Raw genomic sequence first — 22,341 nt, forward strand, 5'->3', positions numbered from 1 at the left:
AACCAATAAGGCAAGGTCATGGCATACACCCAGGCGGACCTGGAACGGCTGGATCGCGCGATAGCGAACAGCCAATTGGAGGTCCAGTACGACGGCAAGCGCGTGCGTTTCCGCAGCACGGACGAATTGATGCGCGCCCGCGCCCATGTGGAGCGGGAACTCAGCAAAGGAAAGGGGCGCTCGCGGCAGTTCAGGCTGCGCAACGCCGGCAAGGGGATCCGATGAGCTATCTGAAACATCGTGGTTCCAGTCTGCTTGTGCCTCGTCGCCTTAGCGCGCAGATGAGCAGCAGCTACGAAAGCGGAAGCGCCACGGGCAGCAGGGCCCGAAATTGGAATCCCTCGGGGTCGGGGCCGAACGCCGCGGCGACGCAGAACCTGGGTCTGCAGCGTCGCCGCGCGCGCGACGCCGTGCGCAATGATCCATGGGCATTGACTGCGACCACACGCTGGGTATCCAACGTGGTCGGCACGGGGATCCAGCCGTACCCCAAGCACCCGGACCCCAACGTCCGACGGGCGCTGAAGGAACTGTGGGCCGACTGGGTGCAGGAGGCCGATGCCGACGGCAGGCTGGACTTCTACGGAATGCAGGCCCTGGCTGTGCGCAGCATCTTCCAGGATGGTGAGACCTTGTTCCGTTTGCGCGCTCGGCGACCTCAGGACGGATTGTCCGTACCTCTGCAATTGCAGCAGATGGAGGGGGACCAGCTGCCGGTCGAGCGGTCGCTTACCCTGCCGAACGGCGGCGAGATCGTGAATGGCGTGGAGTTCGATGCTATCGGGCGGCGCACTGCCTATCACATGTGGCGTCATCATCCTGGCGAATTCGGCCGAAACGCGGCTGGGCAGGATACGGTCAGGGTGCCAGCCGAGCAGGTCATCCACGCCTATCCAATGTTGCGGCCCGGGCAGGTACGGGGGGTGACTGCTCTGGCTACCGTCCTGCTCCGCTTGAAGTCCATCGACAACTTGGACGACGCTGTCATGTACCGGCAGGAGGTGGCAAACCTCTTCGCGGGCTTCATCACCAAACCGGATCCCGATGCCGATCCGAATAACCCTCTTACGGGCGAGGCGGACGGTTATGAGTTCGATGACGACGGCACGCCGCTCGTCTCCATGGAGCCGGGCACGATGCAGGAGCTGGCACCAGGTGAAGAGGTGACATTCTCCAGTCCGCCAGATGCCGGCAACAACTACGAGGGATTTATGCGGCAGCAGTTGATGGGGGCGTTTGCCTCTGTCGGCGTGCCTTATGAAATCGCAACAGGCGACCTGCGCGGTATCAGCGATCGAACGCTGCGAGTGGTGGTCAACGAGTTTCACCGGCTCATCGAGCAATACCAATGGCACTGCGTGATCCATCAGCTCTGCCGCCCCGTCTGGAATGCCTGGATCGACGCCCTGGCGCTTTCCGGCACCTTCCCCATGCCGGATTTCCACCGCCGCCGCCGTGAATGGTTGCGCGTGCTGTGGGTGCCCCAGGGATGGCCGTACTTCAACCCCGTGCAGGACGCGCAGGCCGACAAGGAGTCGGTGCGAAGCGGCTTTTCCAGCCGGTCGTCAATCATCCTCAAGAAGGGCGACGATCCAGACCACATTGCGGCGGAGATTCGCGCCGACAACGAAACAGCCGACGCCGAGGGCTTTGTGTTCGATAGCGATCCTCGGCATACGACCAGCGCCGGTAAGGCGACGGGATCAGAAGGGGGCGGCAGCCCCGACCCTCTCAATCAATGAATGGAGCCAATATGGCAAAGAAGGCTTGGTATTCGATCAGCGTCATTGCGCAGGCGGATAAGCCCGTGGTCGAGATTCGCATTTATGGCGAAATTGGGTTCTGGGGAACTACGGCCGAAGCGTTCGTCGCAGAACTGGACGCAGCAGCGGCAGGTGGTGCCGACATCTTGGTGTCGCTGAACAGCCCTGGGGGCGACGTTTTCGACGCGTTTGCAATCTACAACGCGCTTCATCGGTACGCCGGTCGGGTAACCACGCGAGTGGACGGCGTTGCCGCCTCCGCGGCCTCATTGATCGCGATGGCCGGCAAGCCAACGATCATGCCCGAGAATACGCAGATGATGATCCACAACGCTTGGATCATCACTGGCGGTACGGCCGAGGATCTGCGCACCACTGCAGAAATGATGGATCGGATCCGAGACGGCGTGGTGGCAGCCTACTCCCGTAAGAGTGGACTGGACAGTGACAAGATCATCGAAATGATGGACGCGACCACGTGGATGTCTGCGCTCGAAGCGCAGGCGTTGGGATTTTGCGACCTGATCGAGGAGCCCGTGCGTCTGCAGATGTCGGATAGTGCGGCTGCTGTGCTGCAAAAGCACAAGAATCTGCCTGACGACGTGAAAGCTATGCTCAAGTCCCTGGAAGAGAGCGACCCCGAGCCCGCGCCCAATCCGAAGCCCGAGCCCGAGCCCGAGCCCGAGCCGTCCCCGGCTCCTCCGGCGGATGCGCCGACGGCATCTGCGCTGGCCGCCCGTGTCTATGCGTCCTGCCGGCAAGAGGGGATTGCGGATCTGGCGGAAGGTGTGCTGCTCAGCGGTGCGCTGGATAGTCTTGAACTGGCGGATCAACGGGTCACGCAAGCCAAAGAGATCGCCGGCATCTGCTTGGCAGCAAAGCTGCCTGAGAAGGCTGCCGCTTTCGTGTCTGCGGGCCTCACGGTAGACCAGGCGCGTGCGCGCCTGTTCGAGCATGTCGTGGCCGATGCGGGCGACTCTATCAATAACCGACCTCCCACCAATTCATCGGCCCAGAAGCAGAGCGGGCCGAATCCCCAGGCGATCTACGCCAAACGAAAAGCCCTCTCTGCCCACTAGGAGTCAGCACCATGCCTTTCATCCATCAACAGGCCAGAACGGCCGATTTCATCCTCTCCGAAGCCAACGGCCAGCGTTCGCGCGAAAACGCAATCTTGGCTGCCACCCTCGTCGCCCTGGCTGCAGGGCAATTGCTCACGCTGGGCGACGACGGCAAATATGCCGCCTACGCCGGCCCGGGGGCGGACCCCGGCGCGCCGATCACCGCCGACGCCGTGCTGTACGGCAATGCCCCGGTGTCCGACGATGATCAGCAGATCGTCGTCATCGCGCGTGACGCGGAACTGGCGGGCGTGCTGCTTGTCGGCTTGGATGCGCCGGCGCGCGTTGCCCTGCAGTCGGCTGGCATCATCGTCCGCTGATCCCACCAACACAACTCCATCTATCCAACATTCGCGGTTGCCTCCGGGCGGCCGTTTCTATTTCTGGAGCCTGACATGGCCGATATCAATATCTTCCAAGACGAGAAATTCACGGTTTCCGCCTTGACCGCCGCCATCAACGAGCTGGAGAGCATCCCGGGCCGCATCGGCAAGCTCGGCCTTTACTCGGAAGAGGGCGTTTCCTCCACCGTGGTGCAAATCGAATACGACGGCCAGACACTGGGTCTGGTGTCCGCCAAGCCCCGTGGTGGTGTCGGTCAATCGGTCGTCCTGACCGGCCGCAAGCTGATTCCGTTCAACACCGTGCACTTGCCGCAACGTTCCACGATGCTGGCCGACGAAATCCAGGGCATCCGCGCGTTCGGGAGCCAATCGGAGCTGGAATCGGCCGAGGCGCGGGTTGCCAAGTACCAGAGGAAGCATCGCCAGCAACTCGATCTGACGCACGAATATCAGCGCGTGGGCGGCATCAAGGGGCAGATCCTGGATGCCGACGGCACTTCGGTGTTGCTCGACGTTTACCATTCCTTCGGCATCGTCCAGCAGGAATTCCCGATGGAACTCACGAGCGCAACCACCCTCGTTCGCCAGAAATCGGACGACGTCGTGGATCTGGTCGAGGATGCCCTGGGCGCCACCCCAGCCAGCGGCGTTCGCGCGCTGTGCGGCAAGGACTTCTGGAAGACGCTGATCAACCACAAGAGCGTACGCGAGACGTACCTGAATACCGCGCAAGCAGCCGAACTGCGGGGCAAACCGGCCGACTCCTTCGAGATCGGCGGCATTACCTACGAACGCTACCGCGGCAAGCTAGGGGGCGCTCCCTTCATCGGCGACGAGGAGGCTTACGCCTTTCCCGATGGCGTGTCCGATTTCTTCATCACGCGCTTCGCGCCGGCCGACTATATGGAAACGGTCAACACCGATGGCCTGCCGTATTACACGCGGGTCGAGCCGTTGCCGTTCGGGAAGGGGCTTGAGATCGAAAGCCAGTCCAATCCGCTGCATCTGCCGACGCGGCCCAAGGCCATCATCAAACTGAAGATGGGCACCTGAAGCCATGGAATGGGATAACTCCGTGTTCGACGAAGCCTTCGATGCGGTGGGTCTGCGCGAGCCGGCGTTGCTGCTGGATACGGAGCCTCCCGTCCCATTCAAGGTTCGGTTCGACCGCCCGCAGGTCATCGACGAAGGGGACCTGGTGCACTCGACCGACTACGAGATCGAGTACACCACCGCCGACGTCCCCGACCTTGCGTACCAAAGTCAGGTGGAAATCGGGGGCGTCCGGTACCGAGTCCGCCAGGAGCCGACCGCGGTAGGCGACGGCTTCTGGTCGCGCGCGATGCTGGAGCAGCTTCCATGACCACGCTGGCAATGCAATACGTGGTGGACCTCCGTGCCGCCCTCAAGGCGGCGCCCGGATTCCCCGCCGAAGTCGAGGCATCGCCTGTACGGGCAATCGCCAGAGAGGATCCGATGGTGATCTCCGTGCAGTTGGGCGGGGAGTCGGTGGAGAGCATTCACCCGCCGCGCGCCACCCGCGTACGTGAAATCCATGTCCTCGTTCACACAGCAGGCGATGACCATCAGGCCTTCGCAGAGGCGGTGTTCGAGCAGGCCCACCCCGTCGTTATGGCATACGCCGGCCCCAACGTGGTCGAGGTTGCCGAGTTCGGGACCGATGAGCCCAAGTACGTCAATGGCGACCTGCGGCGGCAGATTGTGAACAAGCGCTACCGCATCACCTACCAAACCGATGAGCACTCCCTAAGCGCCTGAACTATCGGAGAAGCATGAACAAAGAAAGGAAATCAGTCGCCGACGATCCGGTGAGTACCGATATCGCCCAGCCTGCGCAGGCGGTGACCGGGCCCCAGATCGATGAACACCATGGCCGCGGCGGGAGCTATCTCCGTGATTCGGCTACCGGCGAGCGAATTCTGATCGAGCGGACCGAACCCTGCTCAGGCTGCCAGGCCCGATAGGGCCGTCTCGCTATCAATCTGGCCCTTATTGGGCCTTCATTCTTGGAGCCCATGATGGCAAAGAAAACTCGCAATTCCGTCGTGTTGGCGAAACTGCAGACCACGGCCGGCACTGCCGCTCAGCCTGCCGCGGCCACGGACGCGGTGCTGGTCCGAAGCCTGACGGCGACGCCTCTGTCGGCAGAGTTCGTGGAACGCGAACTCCTGCGGCCCTACATGGGGAATTCCGGGCAAATCGCGACCACGCAGTATGCCCAGCTCGAATTCGAAGTGGAACTCGCAGGAGCAGGCACCGCGGGCAAGGCGCCTGCGTGGGGGCCTCTTCTGCGCGCCAGCGGCTTCGCTGAGACGGTCACGGTAGGAACAGACGCACGGTATTTGCCGGTGTCGACCGATTTTGAACTGATCACCCTGCATTACTTCCTGGACGGCCTGTTCCACAAGATCGTGGATGCCCGGGGGACGGTCGCTTTCGATCTGACGGCCAAGAGCATCCCGGTTCTGCGTTATCGATTCATGGGCGCCTATGTGCCGATCACGGACGGCGCCATGCCCGCAGGCGTGGATTTCAGCTCGTTCCAGATCCCGAAGGCGGTAAACAAGGAGAACACGCCGGCGTGGTCGCTCGGCGCCTTTTCGGGCTGCTTGCAGTCCATGACCTTCGACGTGGCGAACCAGTTGGTCTGGCGCTCGCTCATCGGCTGCGAGGGAGCGGAGATCACGGACCGCAAGCCGACAGGGAAACTCGTTCTGGAACTGCCGCGGATCGCGGATTTGGACTGGCCGACCATGGTGTTGTCCGGCGCCGGCACAGCACTGTCGATCACCCATGGGGTGACTGCCGGCCACATCATCGAAATCAAGGCCAGCACAGCCCAGATGACCAATCCGACGTACTCGGACCAGGAAGGCGTGGCGATGCTGAACCTGGATACGAACATCAACCCCGGCGCCGCCGGCAACGACGAGCTGGAAATCATCGTCAAGTAGTGCCGTAGGCACACCTTCTACTTTCCACACGACCTAGATATGCCCGGACCCGTCCGGGCATTTTTCATTTTGGAGCCACACATGTCTTTTGTCGTCACCAAGCGCCCGGTTGCCGCCATGCCCATTGATGTCATCGTCAACGGTGCCAATGGCAACCCGATGGAAATCAAATTCATCGCCCAGTACCACCGTCATACGCCTCAGCAGCTGGCAGATTTGCGTGACGGGATGACCGATCAGGTGCGCGCCGGTCAAGGGCTGAAGCCGTTGCAGCGTCCGGACGGTACCCGTGCCCCCGTTTACCAGTATGCGAGCGATATCGACTTCTTGAAGGACAAGATGGCCAGCTGGCTGGGCGTTCAAGGCGGGGGTGGTGAGTCCATCACCTACAGCGTTGATCAGCTTGAAGCTTTGCTCGACGACTGGCCGGAGCTGGTCATCCCGTTGTTCAACGGATTTTTCGGCGCCCACGAGGGAGCGAAGAAAAAAAACTGATCGAGGCCGCCAGGTACTGGGCCGGAGGAGGCAAGTCGTCAAGCGGCGGGTTTGTGGCCGACGACCAGGTGCTGGCGGCATTGAGGGCGGCGGGGGCGCCGTCGGAGGTCTTGGACGCTGCGAGTCCAAATTCACCGTCTGAAGACGAAGTATTCGAGGTATGGCCTGAGAACTGGCCAACAGTAGAGGCATTCCTGGCACTCGGGCGCAGCTGGATGTGGGTCGCACCCGGGATGGGCACGCCTGTACGAGTCGGCATCCCAGCGACCGAGGTGGAATCCACGCTCAGGCTGTTGGATGTCGGGCGGCCAGGGCGTCGCGAAATGTTCTTGGAACTCAGGGCGATGGAGCAAGCCGCCCTTGAGGTCTTTGAAGGCAACGAGTAGGCGCAACGCCGGAAAAATATATGAACGAGAAGATCCTTGCCGTACGGTTGACCGGCGACGAGGCGGACTTGTTGCGTTCGTACGGAGCTGGCAGTGCTGCGTCGGCGCAGTTTGCCGCGGCCACCGAAGCTTCGCTGACTCGCGCGGCTGCCGCGGCGGATAGGGTGGGGACGTCGTCCAGCCAGATGTCCCTGGCGGTCAATGCTGCGTCCGCTGGTGCCCAGGCATATGCGACCGCTGGTGATAGGTTCCTGCAGAGTCTGGAGCGCCAAGCGCAGGCCGCGGGCAAGACCCGGTCCCAGTTGCTGGAGTTACGTGCGGCGGAACTTGGGGTCGCGGCACAGGCCGCACCGATGATCGGCCAACTGAAAGCGCAGGAAACAGCGCTCAATGCGGGCTCGGCGGCCCTGAACAAGCATGGAATGTCGGCCGCCCAGACGGCAGCGGCGCTGCGCGGTGTGCCCGCACAGATTACGGACATCGTAGTTTCGCTGCAAAGCGGTCAGCAGCCCATGACAGTGATGCTGCAGCAGGGTGGCCAGCTGAAAGATATGTTTGGTGGGATCGCTCCCGCTGCGCGTGCGCTTGGCTCCACCCTGATGGGTATGGTTAACCCCTGGACGCTTCTTGCTGGCGCCGCCGTGGCCTTTGGCGTCGCGGCGTATCAGGGAAGTCAGGAGACTGAGAAGCTAAACCGGACCATACGGCTTACCGGCAACTACGCGGGCGTTACGGCCGGGAATGTCCGCGAGATGTCTGCGGCAGTGGCGGGCGTTTCAGGCGGTGGCCTAGGTAAGGCGCGTCAGGCGGTGGAGGCTCTCGTTGCCACCGGGCAGGTATCCAAGGACACGATTTCTAGCCTGAGCGCCACGATGGTGGAGCTGCAGCGCGCTTCCGGTCAGTCCATGGACGAGATCTCCAAGGACTTTGCGCGGATGCCGGATGGCGTCACGAAATGGGCGGAAGAGCACAACCGCTCGATGAACTTCATGTCGCTCGCCCAGTGGGACTACATCCGCACGCTGGAGGAAAGTGGCAACCGTGAAGCTGCCATGCAGGCGACGTCGAGGGCGCTGCATGACTATCTCGGCACCGAGGCTACCCAGAAAGTGGGCGCCTTGGAACGCGCCTGGAAGGGGCTGAAGGGAGAAATATCGGGCGCCTGGGAGGCAATGAAGGCGTTTGACCGAGACGCGTCGCTCGACGAGAAAATTAAGGCGGTCGAGGAACGAATTCGGCAGCGTGAGCAGCGGTTGGAACGGGGCGCCCTCTCCGATGTTAACCGCCGCCGCACCGAGATCAACCTAACTGCAGATCGCTCAGAGCTCTCGTCGCTCCAGGGTCAAAAGGGTGTGGAGGACGCGACAGCTCAAGTCAGAGGGCTCAATGCTGCCGCCAATGCTGCCTCGATAGCGGCCGCCAAAGCGCTTGATTCTCTAGACGACGCGGCGAACAAGTCGCGCCAGCTGAAAAAGGCTCTTGAAGAAAACGCGCGAAACGAGGCGAGCATCCGCGCGACCAACCCGAACGATGATCGGGTGTCCGCCACCGCTATCCGCGCTCGAGAAGCTGCCACCAGAAAGCGATTCGAAGACAAAGACGCCTCGGCGGCAGGGCAGAACGGCATATCTGCTCAGTTGGCCGCGATGCAAGCGCAGGCGCGCTTGCGCGAGGAAGAGCTTCGACGGGAAACCACGCGCCTGGAGGGCGAGCGTGCCCGTGGCCTGCTATCGGAAGAGCAATTCATCCACCGGCGCGGTGAAGCACAGCGCGCAGCCCTGCAGGATGAGCTGGAGGTAGTTCGCAAGCAGGCGGAGATCGCCGGAGGCAAGAAGCAGCTTGCAGAGCGGGAACGATACCTTGGCCGCGTAAAGGAGCTTGAGGCCCAGATCGTTCGCTCCCAGGAGCAAGAGGCCACCGATATCGAGAAGTACCAGGAGAAGATCCGCGGAGCGTTGCGGGCTACTCAGCTCGATATCGAGAACTATCAGGGGACGCGTGACCAGCAGGCCAGTCGTCAGATAAACGCGATGACGCTGGGGGCGAACGATCGCGCTCTGGTCGATTCGATCAACCAGGCGCAGGATCGTTTTCGCCGACTCCGAGACGGCTTTACCGACAAGGTGCTGCGCGAAGGCGGTGCGCGCGCTCTGGATTCCTCGCAGTATCAGGAGGGCCTCGCCAAGATCGATGCGGCCATGCTGGCCCAGGTCGAGCGTGAGCGCGCCTACATGCAGCAGCGTGTCGCCATCCAGGCTGATTGGAAGAATGGTGCGCTCTTGGCCGTCAACGACTGGGTGGACGGTGCTGCCAACATGATGGGCCAAGCACATCAGGCGTTCACAGGGCTCTTCGGCGGACTGTCTGATGGATTGGCGAAGTTTGTCCAGAAGGGAAAGATCGATATCGGCAATCTGGCGGACACATTCATCTACGAAGTCCTGCGGATGCAAATGCGAGCCAGCTTGTCACCGGTATTCGGGGCCCTTTCGGGGATGTTGGGTTCGGGATTTGGCGCGGCGGCAGGTACCGAAAACTATGCCAGTGGTGTTCAGGCCGCCGGAGGCGATGGTATAGGCGCGCTGATTTCATCGAATGGGTGGGCGGTTCCACACGCCAAAGGAGGTGCCTATGAGTCACCTAGTTTGTCGGCCTATTCGAGCGGGGTCTACAACTCTCCGCAGCTATTCGCATTTGCGAAAGGGGCGGGGGTATTTGCTGAGGCCGGCCCTGAAGCAATCATGCCCCTGCAGCGTGCTTCTGATGGCAGTCTCGGCGTTCGCGCGGTTTCTCCTAGGTTTCAGCAAGACCGAGCTGCGGGTGACGTCAATATTGACGTGCGAGTAGTGGGAGCACCATCCACCCCGGAGGTACAGGCGCGCCAGGATGCCGGCGGAGGTATTTCTATGGACATCATCTTCAAGCAAATTCGGCGGCAGGTCGCTGATGACATTTCATCCGGCCAGGGGGTCGTTGGCCGATCGATCGAAAAGCGATTTGGACTACGGCCAAAATTGGGATGAGCAAATGGCACTTCTTGAATGGCCTGCGGGTCTCCCGCAGGCAGATATATCCCTTGCGCCGCAATCTCCTTTCCAGCGGACGCAGATGGATAGCGGGCTCGCGCGGCACAGAAGGCGATTTCGCGTGTATCCGGTACAAGTGACGGCAAATCTCCTTCTTGATGGATCCCAGTATGCGGCTTACTGCGAATTCTGTGAGCGATCTCTAAATGGTTGGACGTCTTGGTTTCTCATGACCATTGCCGATGAGCGGGGTATCCGGAAAGCGCGGGTGCGCTTTGTGAGCGCTCCTAAGGCTGATCGAATTTCGAATAGGCCGCTGTGGAAGCTGTCCGCAACCCTTGAGAAGCTCAACACCGACTAGCAATTCACTAAGCCAGTTTCAGGGCCCGCTTCGGCGGGCCTTTTCTATTTCAAGGCGTTCAGATGAGTTTTGATCAGGCTGTGAAGGAAGCCTACGCCAGCGCGCCGCAGGACCGAGTGGTGTTCGACACGCTGGAGGTGCTGCATTCGAAGTTCGTGAACGATGAGGGGCTGCCCACGGCGATACGGGTGGTGCTTGGTTACGAGAACATCTCGGCCCGGCTAGAGGGCGATGCCCCTTTGCACGGTGGCCAATACGTGGAGTTCATCAAGGCCGCATTTGGCCTTTCGCTGCCTGGGTTCGAAGAAGATCAGGACCCCCAGATGAAGCTCACGTTGGACGGCGTTGCGCAAGAAGTGATTGCGCACCTGGAGGCAGCCGTCAGTACGCCGAGCGAGCCGATCGTAATGATCTATCGGCCTTTCGTGTCCACGGATCTATCCAAGCCTGGCATGGACCCTCCCATCATGATGGAACTCACGAACGTCAATGTCGCCGGCCTGCGGATCACTGGCACGGCCACGCTGGATGACGTGCATAACGCAGCCTTCCCGGGCCTCAAGTACCTGGCCAGCCGCTTTCCGGGGCTGGTTCGATGAGGGCCGATCAAGTTGCCGAGTACCTGTGGAAGCCGTGGGAGGCGGGTGCTACGGGGCCGGAGGCCTACGATTGCTGGGGATTGCTGCGAGCGGTACGCCTGACCCATTTCGGCGGCGGCATCCCGGCTTGTGTGCTGGGCGATGAGGCGCGCGCCTTACATGCTGAGAAGCTGCGTTCGGGCGAATGGGAAATCGTCTCGACGCCGGCGCATGGCGATGGCGTGCTGATGCGCGAGGGCAGTGAGCCACACGTTGGCATCTACCTGGACATCGATGGCGGTGGCGTGCTGCATGCCATGCGAGGCCGCGGCGTCATCTTCACTCATATGCGCGAACTCCGAATCATGGGGTTCGGGCGATGTCAGTTTTACCGGATCTATGCCTAAAGTTCTCTTCTGCGAAAACCCCTTCCGGCCGCAATTGAGCCGTGAGTTGGTTGCGGTTCGCGCCGGCACGCGCATCGACACGATGCTGAGGGCGCGCGGCGCGGTGACCGGCCGTGGCGAAAAGCTGGTGCGCAACCACGTCTTCGTGGTGCAGGTGAATGGGGAGTACGTGCTGCAAGCGCAATGGGCGCGGCGCATCGGCTCGTCCGACGTCGTTGCGGTCTTCTACCTGCCTGGTGATGGGGGCAATGGCGGCTCAAATCCCATGCGGACGCTGTTGCAGGTGGCTTTGGTCGTGGCTTCCATGTGGGTGCCGGGAGCGATAGGGTTGCAGGCGGGAGCCGCGACGGCGATGTCGGCGGGCATCATGATTGGTGGCAACCTGCTGCTCAATGCTGTGTTGCCACCGCCAACGGCCAATCTCGCTTCCGGCCGGGAGCAGGCCAGTCCGACCTATGGCATTAACGCCCAGGGGAATCGTGCGCGCCTGCTTGAGGCGATCCCCGTGCTGTACGGACGTTTCCGTGTGTATCCCGACTTCGCCGCCGAGCCATACACCGAGCTGGATGGAAACCAGCAATATCTTTACCAGCTCCTGGCTATCAGCCAGGGGGAGATTGAGATAGAGCAGCGGCTTATCGAAGATACCCCGATGGATAACTTCGGTGAGGTGCGGTACGAGGTTATCCCTCCTGGTGGCAAGGTAACGCTTTTCCCGGATAACGTGGTCACGTCCAACGCCGTTCAAGGCTTGGAGCTGAAGGGGCCGAATGAGACCGGCGGCGGTGCGGTCGGACCGTTCGTCGCCAATCCGGCAGATTCACTTGCCAACAGGATTGCCATAGATATCGCCTTCCCGGCAGGTTTGTATCGGGCCGACGACAAGGGGGACTTGGATCCTTTCACCGTGACCTGGGATGTTCAGGCGCAGGCGATCGACAACGCTGGCAGTCCGGTGGGCGAGTGGTTCCTATTGGGCATGGAGTCCTATCGCGCGTCCACGGCTACACCTCAGGCCAAGACCTATCGCTATGACGTGCCCGAGGGGCGCTACCAGGTGCGTGCCCAGCGCACGAGTAACAAGCAGACGGACACCCGGTATGGGAACGTACTGCAATGGTCCGGCATGCGTGCCTATCTGCCGCCGAGGCAGTCCTACGGCAATCTGACCATGCTGGCGGTGGTCATGCGGGCGACCAACAACCTGAACCAGTCGACGGCGCGTCGCGTCAACGTGATCGCAACGCGCAAGCTCAAGAGCTGGAATCCGGTAGATGGTTGGTCGCTTTCCACTAAGGCAACGCGTAATCCCGCCTGGGCGATTGCTGATGCGTGCACGAACAAGGAGTATGGGCGAGGGCTGGCGGACAGCCGCATCAACTTGTACGAGCTCTACCGCTTGGCGCAGGTGTGGGAAAGCCGCGGCGATGAGTTCAATGGTGTGTTCGACACGACCACCACGTTCTGGGATGCGTTGACCAAGATCGCGCGGGTGGGTCGTGCCAAGCCCATGTACTACGCCGGTGTGATCGACATCGTGCGCAATGAGCCGCGCAGTGTGCCGACGGCGATGTTCACGCCCATGAATATCGTGGCCGAGTCGTTTTCCGTGGACTATAAGTTCATGAAATCGGACAGCCCCGATCATGTGGTGGTGTCCTATATCGATGAGGAGACATGGCAGCCAGTGGATGTGCCATGTGTCCTGCCTGGAGGCACGCAGGAACGCCCCTTCACTGTCGAGCTGTTCGGCTGCACCAAACGAAAGCAGGCGTGGCAGGAAGGCATCAGCATGGCCGCAGCCAATCGCGACCAGCGGCGGTTCCCCAATCTCTCCTCTGAGCTGGATGGTCTGCTGCCGAAGTATCTTGATCTGGTGGCCATCACGCACGACGTGCCGAAGTGGGGGCTATCAGGGTTCGTGCGGGGCCACAATCCTTTTGCGCGCATTCTCACGATGTCTGAGCCATTGGAGTGGTGGGCCGGCGAGAACCACTACCTGAGCTTGCGCATGCTGGACGGCACTGTTCGCGGGCCGTTCTTGGTGACGCAGGGAGAGGATGAGTTTTCGGCGGTGTTGGCCAGCGCTCTGCCGGTGGACGTCGAAATTGCCTCCGGTGATACCGAGGAGCCGACGTATTACCAGTTTGGCCCAGGAGAAAAGCGGGCACTCAACACGCTCGCGCTGTCTGCCACGCCGGATGAGAACGGAAGGGTAGCGCTGACGTTCGTCAACTACGCCGACTCGGTGCATACGGCCGAGCTCGGCGGCGATGTGCCGCCACCGCCGCCGCCGTCGCTCCTGCCCAACAAGCCTGGCGCGCCGGTGGTGAACGAGGTGACCGTGTTCGCCACGGCCGTTACCGGCGTTCAGCAGATTTCGTGCACGCCGGCGCGTGGCGCCACGGCCTACGAGTTCCAGGCGAGCAACGATCAGGGCACGACCTGGATGCAGCTGGGTACGGTAGCTGAACCGAGCTTGAAGGCTCAGCTGTCAATGGGCGTCTGGTGGGTTCGGGCGAGAGGCATTGGTACGCTGCCTGGGCCATGGAAGACGTGGCAAGGGCAGATCAGCGCCACCATGCTGCCGCCGCCCAAGCTTACCTCGCTCACTGCGAGCGGCCAGGTGATGGGTATTGACCTGCACTGGGTATGGCCGTCTGGTATCAATCTGCGCGCGATTGAAATCTATCGGTCGTTGACCAATGACTTCACCGCGGCGTCTCCTCTCGGTACGTTCAGCCACCCGCAAACCTCCCATTCGCTCACAGGGTTGCGCAACAGCCAGGAAATGTACTTCTGGGCACGCGTCCGCGATGACGCGGATCAGCCTGGCCCCTGGTATCCCGGTGAGTTAGGCGTGCGGGGGCAATCCACTTCCGATCCGTCCGTACTGCTGAGCTACATGGAGGGCCAGATTGGTGCGGGCCAACTCGCCCCTGGGCTGATTGAGGAAATCAAGGCAGGGGTGACCGATGACGTTCTAGAGGACATCATCGGCGATCTGTCCGGCGACGACGTGCTGGACCAGAAGTGGTTCGCCGGGGATGACGATCGCAGCTTTGTCGGCACCGCTTCGACTACGTCTGTCATCAACGAGGGCGACTACCGCGAGGCCCGGCGCACGACCGCGCTCGCTGCGCAGGTTAACGGCAATCTGGCCGTGATCCGTGAGGACTTGGTTGTCACTGCGAACCTGAGTGCCGTAACGGCGCAGCAGATGCTGGTGCTGAGTGGCCGGGTGGGCACGAACGAGGCGACCTTGCAGGAAACGCGGGGTATCGCGGTCAATGCGCAGGATTCTGCAAATAGCGCTGGCCTGCTGGCCGAGACCACGAAGCTTGCGCTCAGCTCGAACTGGATGCTCAAGGCCCAAGTGCGGCAGGATGGGCGTGTTGTGCAGGCGGGTGTTGCGCTGGGCGCGGCGATTGGCGAGAACGGCCAAAGCCGCAGCGAATTCCTGGTGATGGCTGACACCGTGGCATTTCTCACGTCGTTGAATGGCAGGCTGCATACGCCTTTCGTTTTTGACGTGGTGAATGACACGGCCTATTTCGATACCGCCTACATCAAGAATGGGACGCTCGGTTCGGCGAAGTTCGTCGACAACCTCCAGTCGGACGCTGTGAATCCATGGGGGGTGCCCGTGTTGAACATCAACATGAGAACGGGGTTGATGTCATTCAACGGCACGGAGGCCGACGGCTCGCGTACAGAGGTTTCCAACAAGGGGATGCGCTACTACTACCCAAACGGGCAGCTTGGAGCAAGGTTTGGAGGGGTATAGATGGCGGTTGTCCCTTTAGAAATCTGGGATCAGAACGGCATCCCACTCTTCCAGTTTGGAACGAAGGTGGCTCGCCAATTCGGGAGCTTCGATACAGGCACCGTGGATAGCTACAACAGCATCCCAACCCTTGGACTGCCGAAATCCTGGTACGTATGCTCGGCAATTCATGGTGGCCTCAACCTTCCGATCATCAAGAGAAACGGCGCCGTGATTTCGTGGGAATTTATGGAGAATCCGAATGAAGCGAGGGCTTCCGTTCGCGTCTATTACGGGCTGGAGTGATTATGGCTGACGCCGCGATTGTGCTCTATGACGAGGTGGGAAATCTGATCGTGGATAGCAAGAACGTGAACATGTTTCTGCGCCATATGGGCGTGGGGACCAGCATCACGTTCGCTGCCGCCGAGCCGGTAGTGTTCTTTCGGCCCTTGGGGGAGTTCGGCACGCTTCGGCACTTGCTGATGAATGGCAATGGTACTTACACAGCCGTGTTTGTTGGCGGTCCCTGTGAATACTACGTGTTCGATAGGCCCTGGGTAACCGGTGGGCCGATTGACATCTGGTCGGAGGATGGAAGGCACATTTTCATGAGTACGGCCCGCCCGATGAATGTGTACACCACGTTCACCATCCCGCGGTACTGGAATTCAGATGGGACTGGTGTCGGCTACCGAGACGGCTACACCTATACCGGCTTGCCCAGCCGGAAATGGGCTTACAGCGCCGCGTACAACCGTCGAGGGTATCAATGCTACGCGCAAGCGGGTGGCGGGTGGAGCAGCTTCTTGTGGGGCGAGCACTACTCGGCCAGGGTGAACGGGATCTACTCGCGGATCCAAGACAACCTGGGTACGTATCTCGGTTGGGCGCCGTTGCGCAACAACGTTTTTTATTCAAAGGCCGAAGGGAACGACATTGCAGTAATTGACGTCACCGGCTGGCAATAGGAAGAAACAAGGCATGCAGAAAGAGATTCATGATGTGCTTATCCAGAACTTGGGCAATCGGCTGACGCCTGAGCTCATCAACGGCCTGGCCGCGACAATCCTCAGAATCGTCCGGAACGCGGGCGCGGACGCGATGAAACCGCAAGAGACGGGCGTGCAGGAGGGGCCCAAGGATGCCTGATATCTCGCTCCTCAAAGTGGATCTGACCACGCCACAGCCGGGTGGTAGGCGGGGGGAGTCGCCGCTCATGTCGTTCACCAAGTACAACCATTTGATTGACGTGCTGATGGCTCTGGTTCACGACTCCGGAACGATCGGCGCCGCCGTCAGGTTCGGTGATCTTGAGACAGGGGGGATCGTGCCCGCGGCATCGACTACTCGGGATTGCTTCACTATTCCGAGCCTGATGACCGGTCGCGGGATGTGGCGAGAACTCGTTGCGGGATCGGCGCCCAACGCGCCGGGCGGCGACGGCTACTGGCTGATCGAGATGATTCCCTATTCGGGCAGTGGCGGCCGCGATCTGTGCCTTATGGCTTACCCGCTATATCACTCGGGGAACGTAGGGCCTCGAGTGTGCCGTCGGGAGGCAGGCACCTGGCGCCCCTGGATAGCGACAACGGACACCGTCACGACCTCCGCAAACGGAACCGTATTCAGGACGCCAGGCGGCTGGCAGTCTTGCCAGCATTCCCTGCCCGTGGTGGCCGGTGTGGCGACAATGGTGGAATGGACTTTGCCGGCATCGTTTCTCTCAGGTGAGTTCTGGGCAGATGGCCGGCTGATTGGAGCGGCTGGTTACGATCCGGCTGCGGAAGGTGTGCAGCTGGTGGTGGGCGGGATCGTGTCGAGCTACGTCGCCTTCCGCGTGACTTCTCCCATTTCGACAACGCTGCGTGTCATTGCATCAGGAAGGTACAAATGATCATCAGCCTTTCGCCGCAGATATGCGATCTGCGCGTACCCGACATTGAGCGCGACGGCGATGCGCTGATCATCGACGGAACGCGATTCGACTTCAGCCAGTTGGCAGAAGGGGACGCACTGGCTCGCGAAGCGACGGCTTCGCCATACTTCGCTGGCGAGGTGCGGCGCCAGGATGGTCAGGTGCTTGTGCCCATTCTCTTCCCCATCGATGAACTTGCATCCGACGAGATGCGGTTTCCGGTTCCGTTCGTAGATCCGCCGAATGGGCGGCTTGAACTGCCTCGGGTCAAACCGAGAGAAATACCGACCCAGTGATACGCCCGCTTCAGCGGGCTTTTTTTCGTCCATACGGGAGGCAATCATGCGAACCGTCTACAGGAGCAGTGCAACTATGGAACCGAGTTCTACGGGGCTGGGAGGCCTCGCGGCCTTGAAGGTCGCAATGGCATACGGCATTCCAGCGGCGATTGCCGCGATTCTCGGGCTACTGATCATGCCGCCAAGGACGGCCCGGGAATTCACGGTCCGAACGGTATCGACCGTGGCGTGTTCGTTCCTGTTCGGCCCCGGTTTGGCTGCGGCCGTGATCGCCTGGAAGCCCAGCCTGATGGAGGCTATGACGTGGCTCGCCCAGCACGGGGCCGGCAGTGACGACGCGCTGCTGGCGAAGTTCTATGTCTTGGGTCCGAGCATGTTGATTGCGGGCCTGCCGGCCTGGTGGGTCTTGGGCGCCTACATGCGGTGGATGGCGACGATGCGCCAGAAGGGCCTGCTGGAATGGGTGGCCGAAGCACGCGCAAAGCTCTTTGGTGCGCGGCCTGGTGGGGAGGGCTGATCGTGGACCTGAAGACGATTGTTCGGACGGCGGTTAATCCCGCGCTGGCACTGTTGCCGGCCAAGATGGACACGCCTGCGGCGCGCGTCCAGATGCTGGCTATCGGCCTGCAAGAAAGTCGCTTTGTGGACCGCCGTCAACTGGTCGGAAGCCCGCCGCGGCCGGTTGGTCCCGCCAAGAGCTTCTGGCAAGCGGAGCGGGGCGGCGGCATGGTGCACGGCGTCCGGCTGCATGCGGCAACGAGCGCCGCGGCTGCCCACCTCTACCAGGCCCGAGGCGTGCTCGCGCGCGATGGCGCGATCTGGGACGCCATCGAGCATGACGACGTGCTGGCGGCCGGCCTGGCCCGTCTGCTGTTGTGGAGCGACCCAGGCCGGCTGCCGCTTATGGGTGACATAGAGGGCGCCTGGCGGTTGTATCTGCGCACCTGGAGGCCCGGCGCTTACGACCACGGCACACCCGCCCAGCGCGCAGAGCTTCGCGCCAAGTGGGGCCGCAACTACGCCCAGGCAGTTGCAGAGGTGGCTCCATGACCGCCTTGACGCGCGCGGCCGACGTGCTGGCAGGGTGGAGGGGCTACGCGGTCGTCGCGCTGCTGGTGGCTGGCGTGGTAGGTGGTTCGGCGTGGACGGCTCGCGGCTGGCTGGCCGACGCGTCCGAGGCCAAGGCCGCCTCGGATCGCGACAAGGAGCGGCTGGCCGAAGCCCAAGCCAAAATGACCGCCATCGAGGCGGCACGAGAGGAAGGAAGACGGCGCACCGCCGAAGTGGAGAAAGCCCGAGATGATGCCAAGAAACAAGCCGCTGCCGCGGTTGCTAGTGCTGCTAGCGCTCGTACTGAGCACAACAGGTTGCGCGACCGCGCCGACGCACTGGCTCGCGCCGCAAGCGGCCGAGATCCCGCCGCTGCCGGCGGAAGCCCGCCAGGGGCCGACGGCGTCGACCTGCTCGCCTACATGCTCAGACGCGTTAGCGACCGAGCTACGCAGTTTGCGGACATTGCAGACGGTGCCCGTGTCGCGGGACTGACCTGCGAGCGGATATATGACGCACTGCGTCAATAGTGATGTAACTGAATCGAGAGGTCGGCGAAGCAAACTGCGCAAATAGTCGTGGAGCGAAGGCGTGACAACAATACCTACGCCGCCGTCCCGATATTGTGATAGCGTCACGAAACCCCTATAGCAATTGGTTACATCATATGGGAGAAGGCGATGTTTCGTGCGAGCGATTGGACTAAAGCCGGAGAAGCATGGGAGGGTTGGGGAGAGGTCGCATTCCTCACAGTGGCATATTTGCTTGTCGGCCATCAGGTCTTAGTGGGGGCGGATGCCTATGAGCTGATCCGAATCCTTGTAATTCAGCATGAGCACTCTCAACTCGCTGAGGTCTTGCTTCTTTCAGCAATGGCGTTTCCCGTCGCCTGTATTGTGCTCTTCATCCAGCTGCGCCGCCTACAGCTAGAAACTCGGCGCCGAAGGGCGCTAGACGCGCGCATCACTGAGCTCTTTAAGCGGGTGCGGGATGCGAGGCTCGGCGAAATCAGCCGTAGCAACCCCTAGCGCGGCGCCATCCCCTTGCGCAGCTTGCGCGGCGAGTCCAAGTCTTGGCCCATGTCAGACGTAGCGGATGGTGACACCCGACCCTTAGCTCGATTGTATGCCCAGTGGTACCCTGGGTATGAATCTTGCTGCGCTCAGCAAGAACTCTTGGGGATCGATGTGAATACGGACGAGTTTGTTTCTAAGATGATCGTGACCGCCGGCCCTGAGAATTTGGGATTCGGAGACTGGACGGAGGTGCTCTACGCCTACGCCGCAGTGTTGGAGCGGATAGAAGCGCGGTTGACCGTGGAGGAGACTCACGAACTGGTTGGCGTGGGCGGCCAGTTCTATCGGACTCTCGCGCGTGCTGAAGACTATCGCCGCACGTTTACGCGTCATTCTTCCGCGGAGTGAACCTCGCGGCGATTCAGGTACGCGCCCCGTAATGGGCGCGTGCTTGAGACTTACACCGCATGTAGGCCTGCAAATTGAACGGGGCTCGGCGGCGGTCTTGTCACTTCCTTTTCCTTCGCCCATCCTGCTTCCCACGCATCGACCTTGGCCTGCCAAACTCTGGGTGATTCTCCCGTGTGCCCGGGCATCGCCTGGGCCTTGAGGTAGGGGCAGTCCCAAAGGGGCGATCCTTGGCGGGCGGCGGCTCCTCCCTGCTTTCGGATGTCGTCATACATTCCTGAACCCTCCAAAAGTAGATGGTCGAATGGAAAGTATGAAATGAGTTGGGATGCGAGTGCAATGGTGTTTCCGTACCAGAGTACGACGTCAACACGTACTAGGGCTGCACCAACCCTTTGCGCAGCTTGGTTGTTAGGGAGCGATACACTGCCTCCACCATCGCTATCTTTTCGAAGCGCACGTTCGCTATGCCGCAACTTCGACTTGGGGTACGCGCTCGAGCCTATCCAGCCAATTTCATAGCGACGTCTATGTGCGTGCCGCGATCCAGATCGACTCCTGACCCAGCAGCACACTCGTGAAGGTCAAGCTGTTCGCTCGTAATTTCACCGGCCTCAATTCGACTGGTAATGTCATCGAGCAACAGCTAGCGCGAAGCAAACCCCTGGCCAGTGAGACCTCGCATGGACAGCCGATAGGCTAACGTGGGCTCAGGTCCTTTCATAACGCCGAAGTCAAAGATTCTGCCTTGCTCATTCCGGAGAAACAGACGCCTAGGGCGAGCATAGATTATGTACACACGCCAGGGCGACAAGGTCGCCGCGTGGGGAGAGGGCCGATGTTCTCGGTGGCCGCCGTAGTGATTGAACGATGTCGTTGCAGGGAGGAATTTTCGGCAAGCAGTAGTGAGGCGCGCAAATGACTTGCTAAAAGGCTTCATGATGGGTAGCGGTCTGAATGAATCGCAGCGCGGCGTATACGCGAAAGAGTGAATCAGCTGATCGGGTCCGAGTTTTTGTTTTCTGGGCCGATTGGCCTCTGTCGTGGCCTTTGAACCGGTGCAGAAGTATCGTGTCGGGACGGATACACGACAACGCTGGCCCTCGCAATCATGCGATGAGTCAGCGTCTGCTCACAAGCTTTCAGTCATCCATCACCGGCCAAGCAGCTGCACTTTCCGTGACGGGAAGGGGCCGAAAGCGTGCGATTCGCTACTGAGGGGTACGCTGTTTCAGCGGGTCGTTCTGTGCTTGCTTACGAGCTGCCTCTTCTTTTTGTTCCTGGCTTTGCTGTTCTTGCTGCTTGTTAGGCACGTCTGATTGACCAGGCTGGGTGGGGGGACCTGCGGCGCTGAAGCGGGTAGGAAATGTCATGATGTTTACCTTTTTGGTTGTCGTGGCGAGTACCACATCCCCACAGTACGCTCTGTGGTAGGTCTGGCCTAAGACTAAATTGAAACAGGCGTAAGGCGTCGAGCAGTGCCTGCCCTACACTGGCTGTATGAAACCCTGTGGGAGGCTGCAGCATGTCACAGACAACCGGTACTAAAGCGCTAGAGCGATGGGACGATGAGGGGGGCTCGCAACTGGCTTCTCTGGCTCAGTCGTTCGCTATTGAGGAATTCGAGGTGTCTGAACGTCGAATTCTGGCTTTTCTCGGGGCGTCGGTACTGAGCCTCTGGGATGAGCTCCCGCTCAATGCGCGTCGGCGGGTATTGAATCGCGAAATCGCTCAAGCAGCATTCGACAGGTCTGCACTCAAGGCGAGGATTGCGCGCATCGCTGAAGGGGATTTTTCGGGGCAGCAAATATGATTCACGATCCTGATGACGCGGACATTGAGCGCTGGCTAAATGACGGCGGCATCCGATTGCCCACGTCAGTTGAAATGTTAGACACTGGCGTGCTTGACGAAGGCGAGCGGCGAGTCATTGCCTGCCTTGGGGCAGCGATCTTGAGCGTCTGGCGTGAAATGCCGACTGAAGTCCGGAGAAAGGTGCTACAGAGTGCTCTCAGCAACTCTACCTATGATGCCTCGCTGCTAAAAGCAAGGGTTGCAGTGTTCCTCAGAGGAAACAAGGATTCTTAATGAACGTGCCAGCTACCGCGCGATTGACGGCCGTGGCTGCACCTAGGGCTCTCGGGCTCGAAAGCCACTCGACGGGGCGGTGTGCTTGGCCTTGTCGCCTGGAATTGGTCAAGGAGATCAAGCCGGCGATCTAACGCATCAATGTGCATGATCGCTTTTGGGGATGAATCGTCCTTAATATCCTCTGCTCAATGGCTACGCGACATGGTTGAGCGGTGACAGCAGGCCGTGTGCGGATGTGATGTTCGAGAAGTTCGTGAGTAGTTATCGCGCTGCTTTGTGGCGTATCGCTGCTCATACACGGGGCGCCGATCGGGCTCGAAGATGGCCTCCATGGTAA

26 protein-coding genes and 1 pseudogene are annotated in these 22,341 nt (G+C 60.9%); 25 read left to right on the forward strand and 2 right to left on the reverse strand.

Annotated elements, in window-relative coordinates:
• Nucleotides 1–18: 18 nt before the first annotated feature.
• The 23 genes from IB268_RS24930 to IB268_RS25040 all read left to right on the forward strand — a co-directional run bounded on the left by IB268_RS24930 (nucleotide 19) and on the right by IB268_RS25040 (nucleotide 19,913).
• Nucleotides 19–225: a phage head-tail joining protein gene (locus tag IB268_RS24930; RefSeq protein WP_043544039.1), complete on the forward strand. Its 207-nt coding sequence runs from the start codon at nucleotides 19–21 to the stop codon at nucleotides 223–225.
• Nucleotides 222–1,742: a phage portal protein gene (locus tag IB268_RS24935; protein WP_175214206.1), complete on the forward strand. Its 1,521-nt coding sequence runs from the start codon at nucleotides 222–224 to the stop codon at nucleotides 1,740–1,742. The genes IB268_RS24930 and IB268_RS24935 overlap by 4 nt, the downstream gene beginning before the upstream one ends.
• Before the next feature lie 11 nt (nucleotides 1,743–1,753).
• On the forward strand, nucleotides 1,754–2,842 hold the full coding sequence (locus IB268_RS24940; protein ID WP_175214205.1) for a head maturation protease, ClpP-related: 1,089 nt from the start codon (nucleotides 1,754–1,756) through the stop codon (nucleotides 2,840–2,842).
• Between the two features lie 11 nt (nucleotides 2,843–2,853).
• Nucleotides 2,854–3,204 carry a head decoration protein gene (locus IB268_RS24945; protein WP_054453587.1) on the forward strand — a complete coding sequence of 117 codons (351 nt, stop codon included), beginning with the start codon at nucleotides 2,854–2,856 and terminating at the stop codon, nucleotides 3,202–3,204.
• A gap of 75 nt (nucleotides 3,205–3,279) precedes the next feature.
• Nucleotides 3,280–4,281: a major capsid protein gene (locus IB268_RS24950; RefSeq protein ID WP_054453580.1), complete on the forward strand. Its 1,002-nt coding sequence runs from the start codon at nucleotides 3,280–3,282 to the stop codon at nucleotides 4,279–4,281.
• Between the two features lie 22 nt (nucleotides 4,282–4,303).
• On the forward strand, nucleotides 4,304–4,591 hold the full coding sequence (locus IB268_RS24955) for a hypothetical protein (RefSeq protein WP_124260411.1): 288 nt from the start codon (nucleotides 4,304–4,306) through the stop codon (nucleotides 4,589–4,591).
• Complete coding sequence (locus tag IB268_RS24960) at nucleotides 4,588–5,007, forward strand: hypothetical protein (RefSeq protein ID WP_054453576.1); 420 nt, start codon at nucleotides 4,588–4,590, stop codon at nucleotides 5,005–5,007. Before IB268_RS24955 ends, IB268_RS24960 begins: the two co-directional genes overlap by 4 nt.
• A 257-nt stretch (nucleotides 5,008–5,264) precedes the next feature.
• The gene (locus IB268_RS24965) at nucleotides 5,265–6,203 is read left to right on the forward strand and encodes a phage tail tube protein (RefSeq protein WP_225591490.1); all 939 of its coding nucleotides are present in this window, start codon (nucleotides 5,265–5,267) and stop codon (nucleotides 6,201–6,203) included.
• 81 nt (nucleotides 6,204–6,284) lie between these two features.
• Nucleotides 6,285–6,698: a hypothetical protein gene (locus IB268_RS24970; RefSeq protein WP_175214203.1), complete on the forward strand. Its 414-nt coding sequence runs from the start codon at nucleotides 6,285–6,287 to the stop codon at nucleotides 6,696–6,698.
• Nucleotides 6,699–6,766: 68 nt separating this feature from the next.
• The gene (locus tag IB268_RS31360) at nucleotides 6,767–7,084 is read left to right on the forward strand and encodes a DUF1799 domain-containing protein (protein ID WP_370540037.1); all 318 of its coding nucleotides are present in this window, start codon (nucleotides 6,767–6,769) and stop codon (nucleotides 7,082–7,084) included.
• Between the two features lie 20 nt (nucleotides 7,085–7,104).
• On the forward strand, nucleotides 7,105–10,107 hold the full coding sequence (locus IB268_RS24980) for a phage tail tape measure protein (RefSeq protein WP_175214201.1): 3,003 nt from the start codon (nucleotides 7,105–7,107) through the stop codon (nucleotides 10,105–10,107).
• A gap of 426 nt (nucleotides 10,108–10,533) precedes the next feature.
• Nucleotides 10,534–11,070 carry a DUF1833 family protein gene (locus tag IB268_RS24985; RefSeq protein WP_175214200.1) on the forward strand — a complete coding sequence of 179 codons (537 nt, stop codon included), beginning with the start codon at nucleotides 10,534–10,536 and terminating at the stop codon, nucleotides 11,068–11,070.
• Nucleotides 11,067–11,456, forward strand: a complete 390-nt coding sequence (locus IB268_RS24990; RefSeq protein WP_175214199.1) for an NlpC/P60 family protein — start codon at nucleotides 11,067–11,069, stop codon at nucleotides 11,454–11,456. Before IB268_RS24985 ends, IB268_RS24990 begins: the two co-directional genes overlap by 4 nt.
• A complete protein-coding gene (locus IB268_RS24995) occupies nucleotides 11,449–15,243 on the forward strand; it encodes a host specificity factor TipJ family phage tail protein (RefSeq protein WP_175214198.1) in 3,795 nt (1,264 codons plus the stop codon). Before IB268_RS24990 ends, IB268_RS24995 begins: the two co-directional genes overlap by 8 nt.
• Entirely contained in the window at nucleotides 15,244–15,528 is a 285-nt protein-coding gene (locus IB268_RS25000; RefSeq protein WP_125471450.1) for a hypothetical protein, read from the forward strand.
• Nucleotides 15,529–15,530: 2 nt separating this feature from the next.
• The gene (locus IB268_RS25005; protein ID WP_175214197.1) at nucleotides 15,531–16,193 is read left to right on the forward strand and encodes a hypothetical protein; all 663 of its coding nucleotides are present in this window, start codon (nucleotides 15,531–15,533) and stop codon (nucleotides 16,191–16,193) included.
• Between the two features lie 13 nt (nucleotides 16,194–16,206).
• Nucleotides 16,207–16,374 (forward strand): hypothetical protein, encoded by a 168-nt coding sequence (locus IB268_RS25010; protein WP_175214196.1) that lies wholly within the window; start codon nucleotides 16,207–16,209, stop codon nucleotides 16,372–16,374.
• A 67-nt stretch (nucleotides 16,375–16,441) separates the two neighbouring features.
• Nucleotides 16,442–17,119, forward strand: a complete 678-nt coding sequence (locus IB268_RS25015) for a hypothetical protein (protein ID WP_175214195.1) — start codon at nucleotides 16,442–16,444, stop codon at nucleotides 17,117–17,119.
• The gene (locus IB268_RS25020; RefSeq protein ID WP_175214194.1) at nucleotides 17,116–17,436 is read left to right on the forward strand and encodes a hypothetical protein; all 321 of its coding nucleotides are present in this window, start codon (nucleotides 17,116–17,118) and stop codon (nucleotides 17,434–17,436) included. Before IB268_RS25015 ends, IB268_RS25020 begins: the two co-directional genes overlap by 4 nt.
• 76 nt (nucleotides 17,437–17,512) lie before the next feature.
• Complete coding sequence (locus tag IB268_RS25025) at nucleotides 17,513–17,956, forward strand: hypothetical protein (RefSeq protein ID WP_175214193.1); 444 nt, start codon at nucleotides 17,513–17,515, stop codon at nucleotides 17,954–17,956.
• Between the two features lie 2 nt (nucleotides 17,957–17,958).
• Nucleotides 17,959–18,489: a hypothetical protein gene (locus IB268_RS25030; protein WP_175214192.1), complete on the forward strand. Its 531-nt coding sequence runs from the start codon at nucleotides 17,959–17,961 to the stop codon at nucleotides 18,487–18,489.
• Nucleotides 18,486–19,019, forward strand: coding sequence for a DUF2514 family protein (locus tag IB268_RS25035; RefSeq protein WP_225591492.1), 534 nt, complete (start codon nucleotides 18,486–18,488; stop codon nucleotides 19,017–19,019). Before IB268_RS25030 ends, IB268_RS25035 begins: the two co-directional genes overlap by 4 nt.
• Before the next feature lie 657 nt (nucleotides 19,020–19,676).
• On the forward strand, nucleotides 19,677–19,913 hold the full coding sequence (locus IB268_RS25040; RefSeq protein WP_054453741.1) for a hypothetical protein: 237 nt from the start codon (nucleotides 19,677–19,679) through the stop codon (nucleotides 19,911–19,913).
• A 50-nt stretch (nucleotides 19,914–19,963) separates the two neighbouring features.
• On the opposite strand, the gene IB268_RS31260 is transcribed toward IB268_RS25040, so the two are convergent.
• Together IB268_RS31260 and IB268_RS31130 are read right to left on the reverse strand one after the other, a co-directional pair.
• Nucleotides 19,964–20,188 carry a CrpP-related protein gene (locus tag IB268_RS31260; RefSeq protein ID WP_082400914.1) on the reverse strand — a complete coding sequence of 75 codons (225 nt, stop codon included), beginning with the start codon at nucleotides 20,186–20,188 and terminating at the stop codon, nucleotides 19,964–19,966.
• A 227-nt stretch (nucleotides 20,189–20,415) separates the two neighbouring features.
• Nucleotides 20,416–20,853: pseudogene (locus tag IB268_RS31130) on the reverse strand (hypothetical protein).
• Nucleotides 20,854–21,438: 585 nt separating this feature from the next.
• Here IB268_RS31130 and IB268_RS25045 point away from each other — a divergent pair.
• Together IB268_RS25045 and IB268_RS25050 are read left to right on the forward strand one after the other, a co-directional pair.
• Entirely contained in the window at nucleotides 21,439–21,726 is a 288-nt protein-coding gene (locus IB268_RS25045; RefSeq protein WP_175214191.1) for a hypothetical protein, read from the forward strand.
• A complete protein-coding gene (locus IB268_RS25050) occupies nucleotides 21,723–22,001 on the forward strand; it encodes a hypothetical protein (RefSeq protein WP_054453545.1) in 279 nt (92 codons plus the stop codon). Before IB268_RS25045 ends, IB268_RS25050 begins: the two co-directional genes overlap by 4 nt.
• Nucleotides 22,002–22,341: the final 340 nt, after the last annotated feature.

The organism is Achromobacter sp. ACM01, assembly GCF_014851745.1.
In the GTDB taxonomy this organism is placed as follows: Bacteria; Pseudomonadota; Gammaproteobacteria; order Burkholderiales; family Burkholderiaceae_B; genus Achromobacter; species Achromobacter aegrifaciens.

Coding starts and splice junctions, on each gene's coding strand:
- IB268_RS24950 (WP_054453580.1), top strand. CDS start 3,280: ATGGCCGATATCAATATCTTCCAAGACGAGAAATTCACGGTTTCCGCC.
- IB268_RS25035 (WP_225591492.1), top strand. CDS start 18,486: ATGACCGCCTTGACGCGCGCGGCCGACGTGCTGGCAGGGTGGAGGGGC.
- IB268_RS24940 (WP_175214205.1), top strand. CDS start 1,754: ATGGCAAAGAAGGCTTGGTATTCGATCAGCGTCATTGCGCAGGCGGAT.
- IB268_RS24995 (WP_175214198.1), top strand. CDS start 11,449: ATGCCTAAAGTTCTCTTCTGCGAAAACCCCTTCCGGCCGCAATTGAGC.
- IB268_RS25005 (WP_175214197.1), top strand. CDS start 15,531: ATGGCTGACGCCGCGATTGTGCTCTATGACGAGGTGGGAAATCTGATC.
- IB268_RS24965 (WP_225591490.1), top strand. CDS start 5,265: ATGATGGCAAAGAAAACTCGCAATTCCGTCGTGTTGGCGAAACTGCAG.
- IB268_RS24985 (WP_175214200.1), top strand. CDS start 10,534: ATGAGTTTTGATCAGGCTGTGAAGGAAGCCTACGCCAGCGCGCCGCAG.
- IB268_RS25045 (WP_175214191.1), top strand. CDS start 21,439: ATGTCACAGACAACCGGTACTAAAGCGCTAGAGCGATGGGACGATGAG.
- IB268_RS25050 (WP_054453545.1), top strand. CDS start 21,723: ATGATTCACGATCCTGATGACGCGGACATTGAGCGCTGGCTAAATGAC.
- IB268_RS25015 (WP_175214195.1), top strand. CDS start 16,442: ATGTCGTTCACCAAGTACAACCATTTGATTGACGTGCTGATGGCTCTG.
- IB268_RS31260 (WP_082400914.1), bottom strand. CDS start 20,188: ATGTATGACGACATCCGAAAGCAGGGAGGAGCCGCCGCCCGCCAAGGA.
- IB268_RS24930 (WP_043544039.1), top strand. CDS start 19: ATGGCATACACCCAGGCGGACCTGGAACGGCTGGATCGCGCGATAGCG.
- IB268_RS24990 (WP_175214199.1), top strand. CDS start 11,067: ATGAGGGCCGATCAAGTTGCCGAGTACCTGTGGAAGCCGTGGGAGGCG.
- IB268_RS25025 (WP_175214193.1), top strand. CDS start 17,513: ATGGAACCGAGTTCTACGGGGCTGGGAGGCCTCGCGGCCTTGAAGGTC.
- IB268_RS24980 (WP_175214201.1), top strand. CDS start 7,105: ATGAACGAGAAGATCCTTGCCGTACGGTTGACCGGCGACGAGGCGGAC.
- IB268_RS24935 (WP_175214206.1), top strand. CDS start 222: ATGAGCTATCTGAAACATCGTGGTTCCAGTCTGCTTGTGCCTCGTCGC.
- IB268_RS24970 (WP_175214203.1), top strand. CDS start 6,285: ATGTCTTTTGTCGTCACCAAGCGCCCGGTTGCCGCCATGCCCATTGAT.
- IB268_RS24945 (WP_054453587.1), top strand. CDS start 2,854: ATGCCTTTCATCCATCAACAGGCCAGAACGGCCGATTTCATCCTCTCC.
- IB268_RS24960 (WP_054453576.1), top strand. CDS start 4,588: ATGACCACGCTGGCAATGCAATACGTGGTGGACCTCCGTGCCGCCCTC.
- IB268_RS25000 (WP_125471450.1), top strand. CDS start 15,244: ATGGCGGTTGTCCCTTTAGAAATCTGGGATCAGAACGGCATCCCACTC.
- IB268_RS25020 (WP_175214194.1), top strand. CDS start 17,116: ATGATCATCAGCCTTTCGCCGCAGATATGCGATCTGCGCGTACCCGAC.
- IB268_RS25010 (WP_175214196.1), top strand. CDS start 16,207: ATGCAGAAAGAGATTCATGATGTGCTTATCCAGAACTTGGGCAATCGG.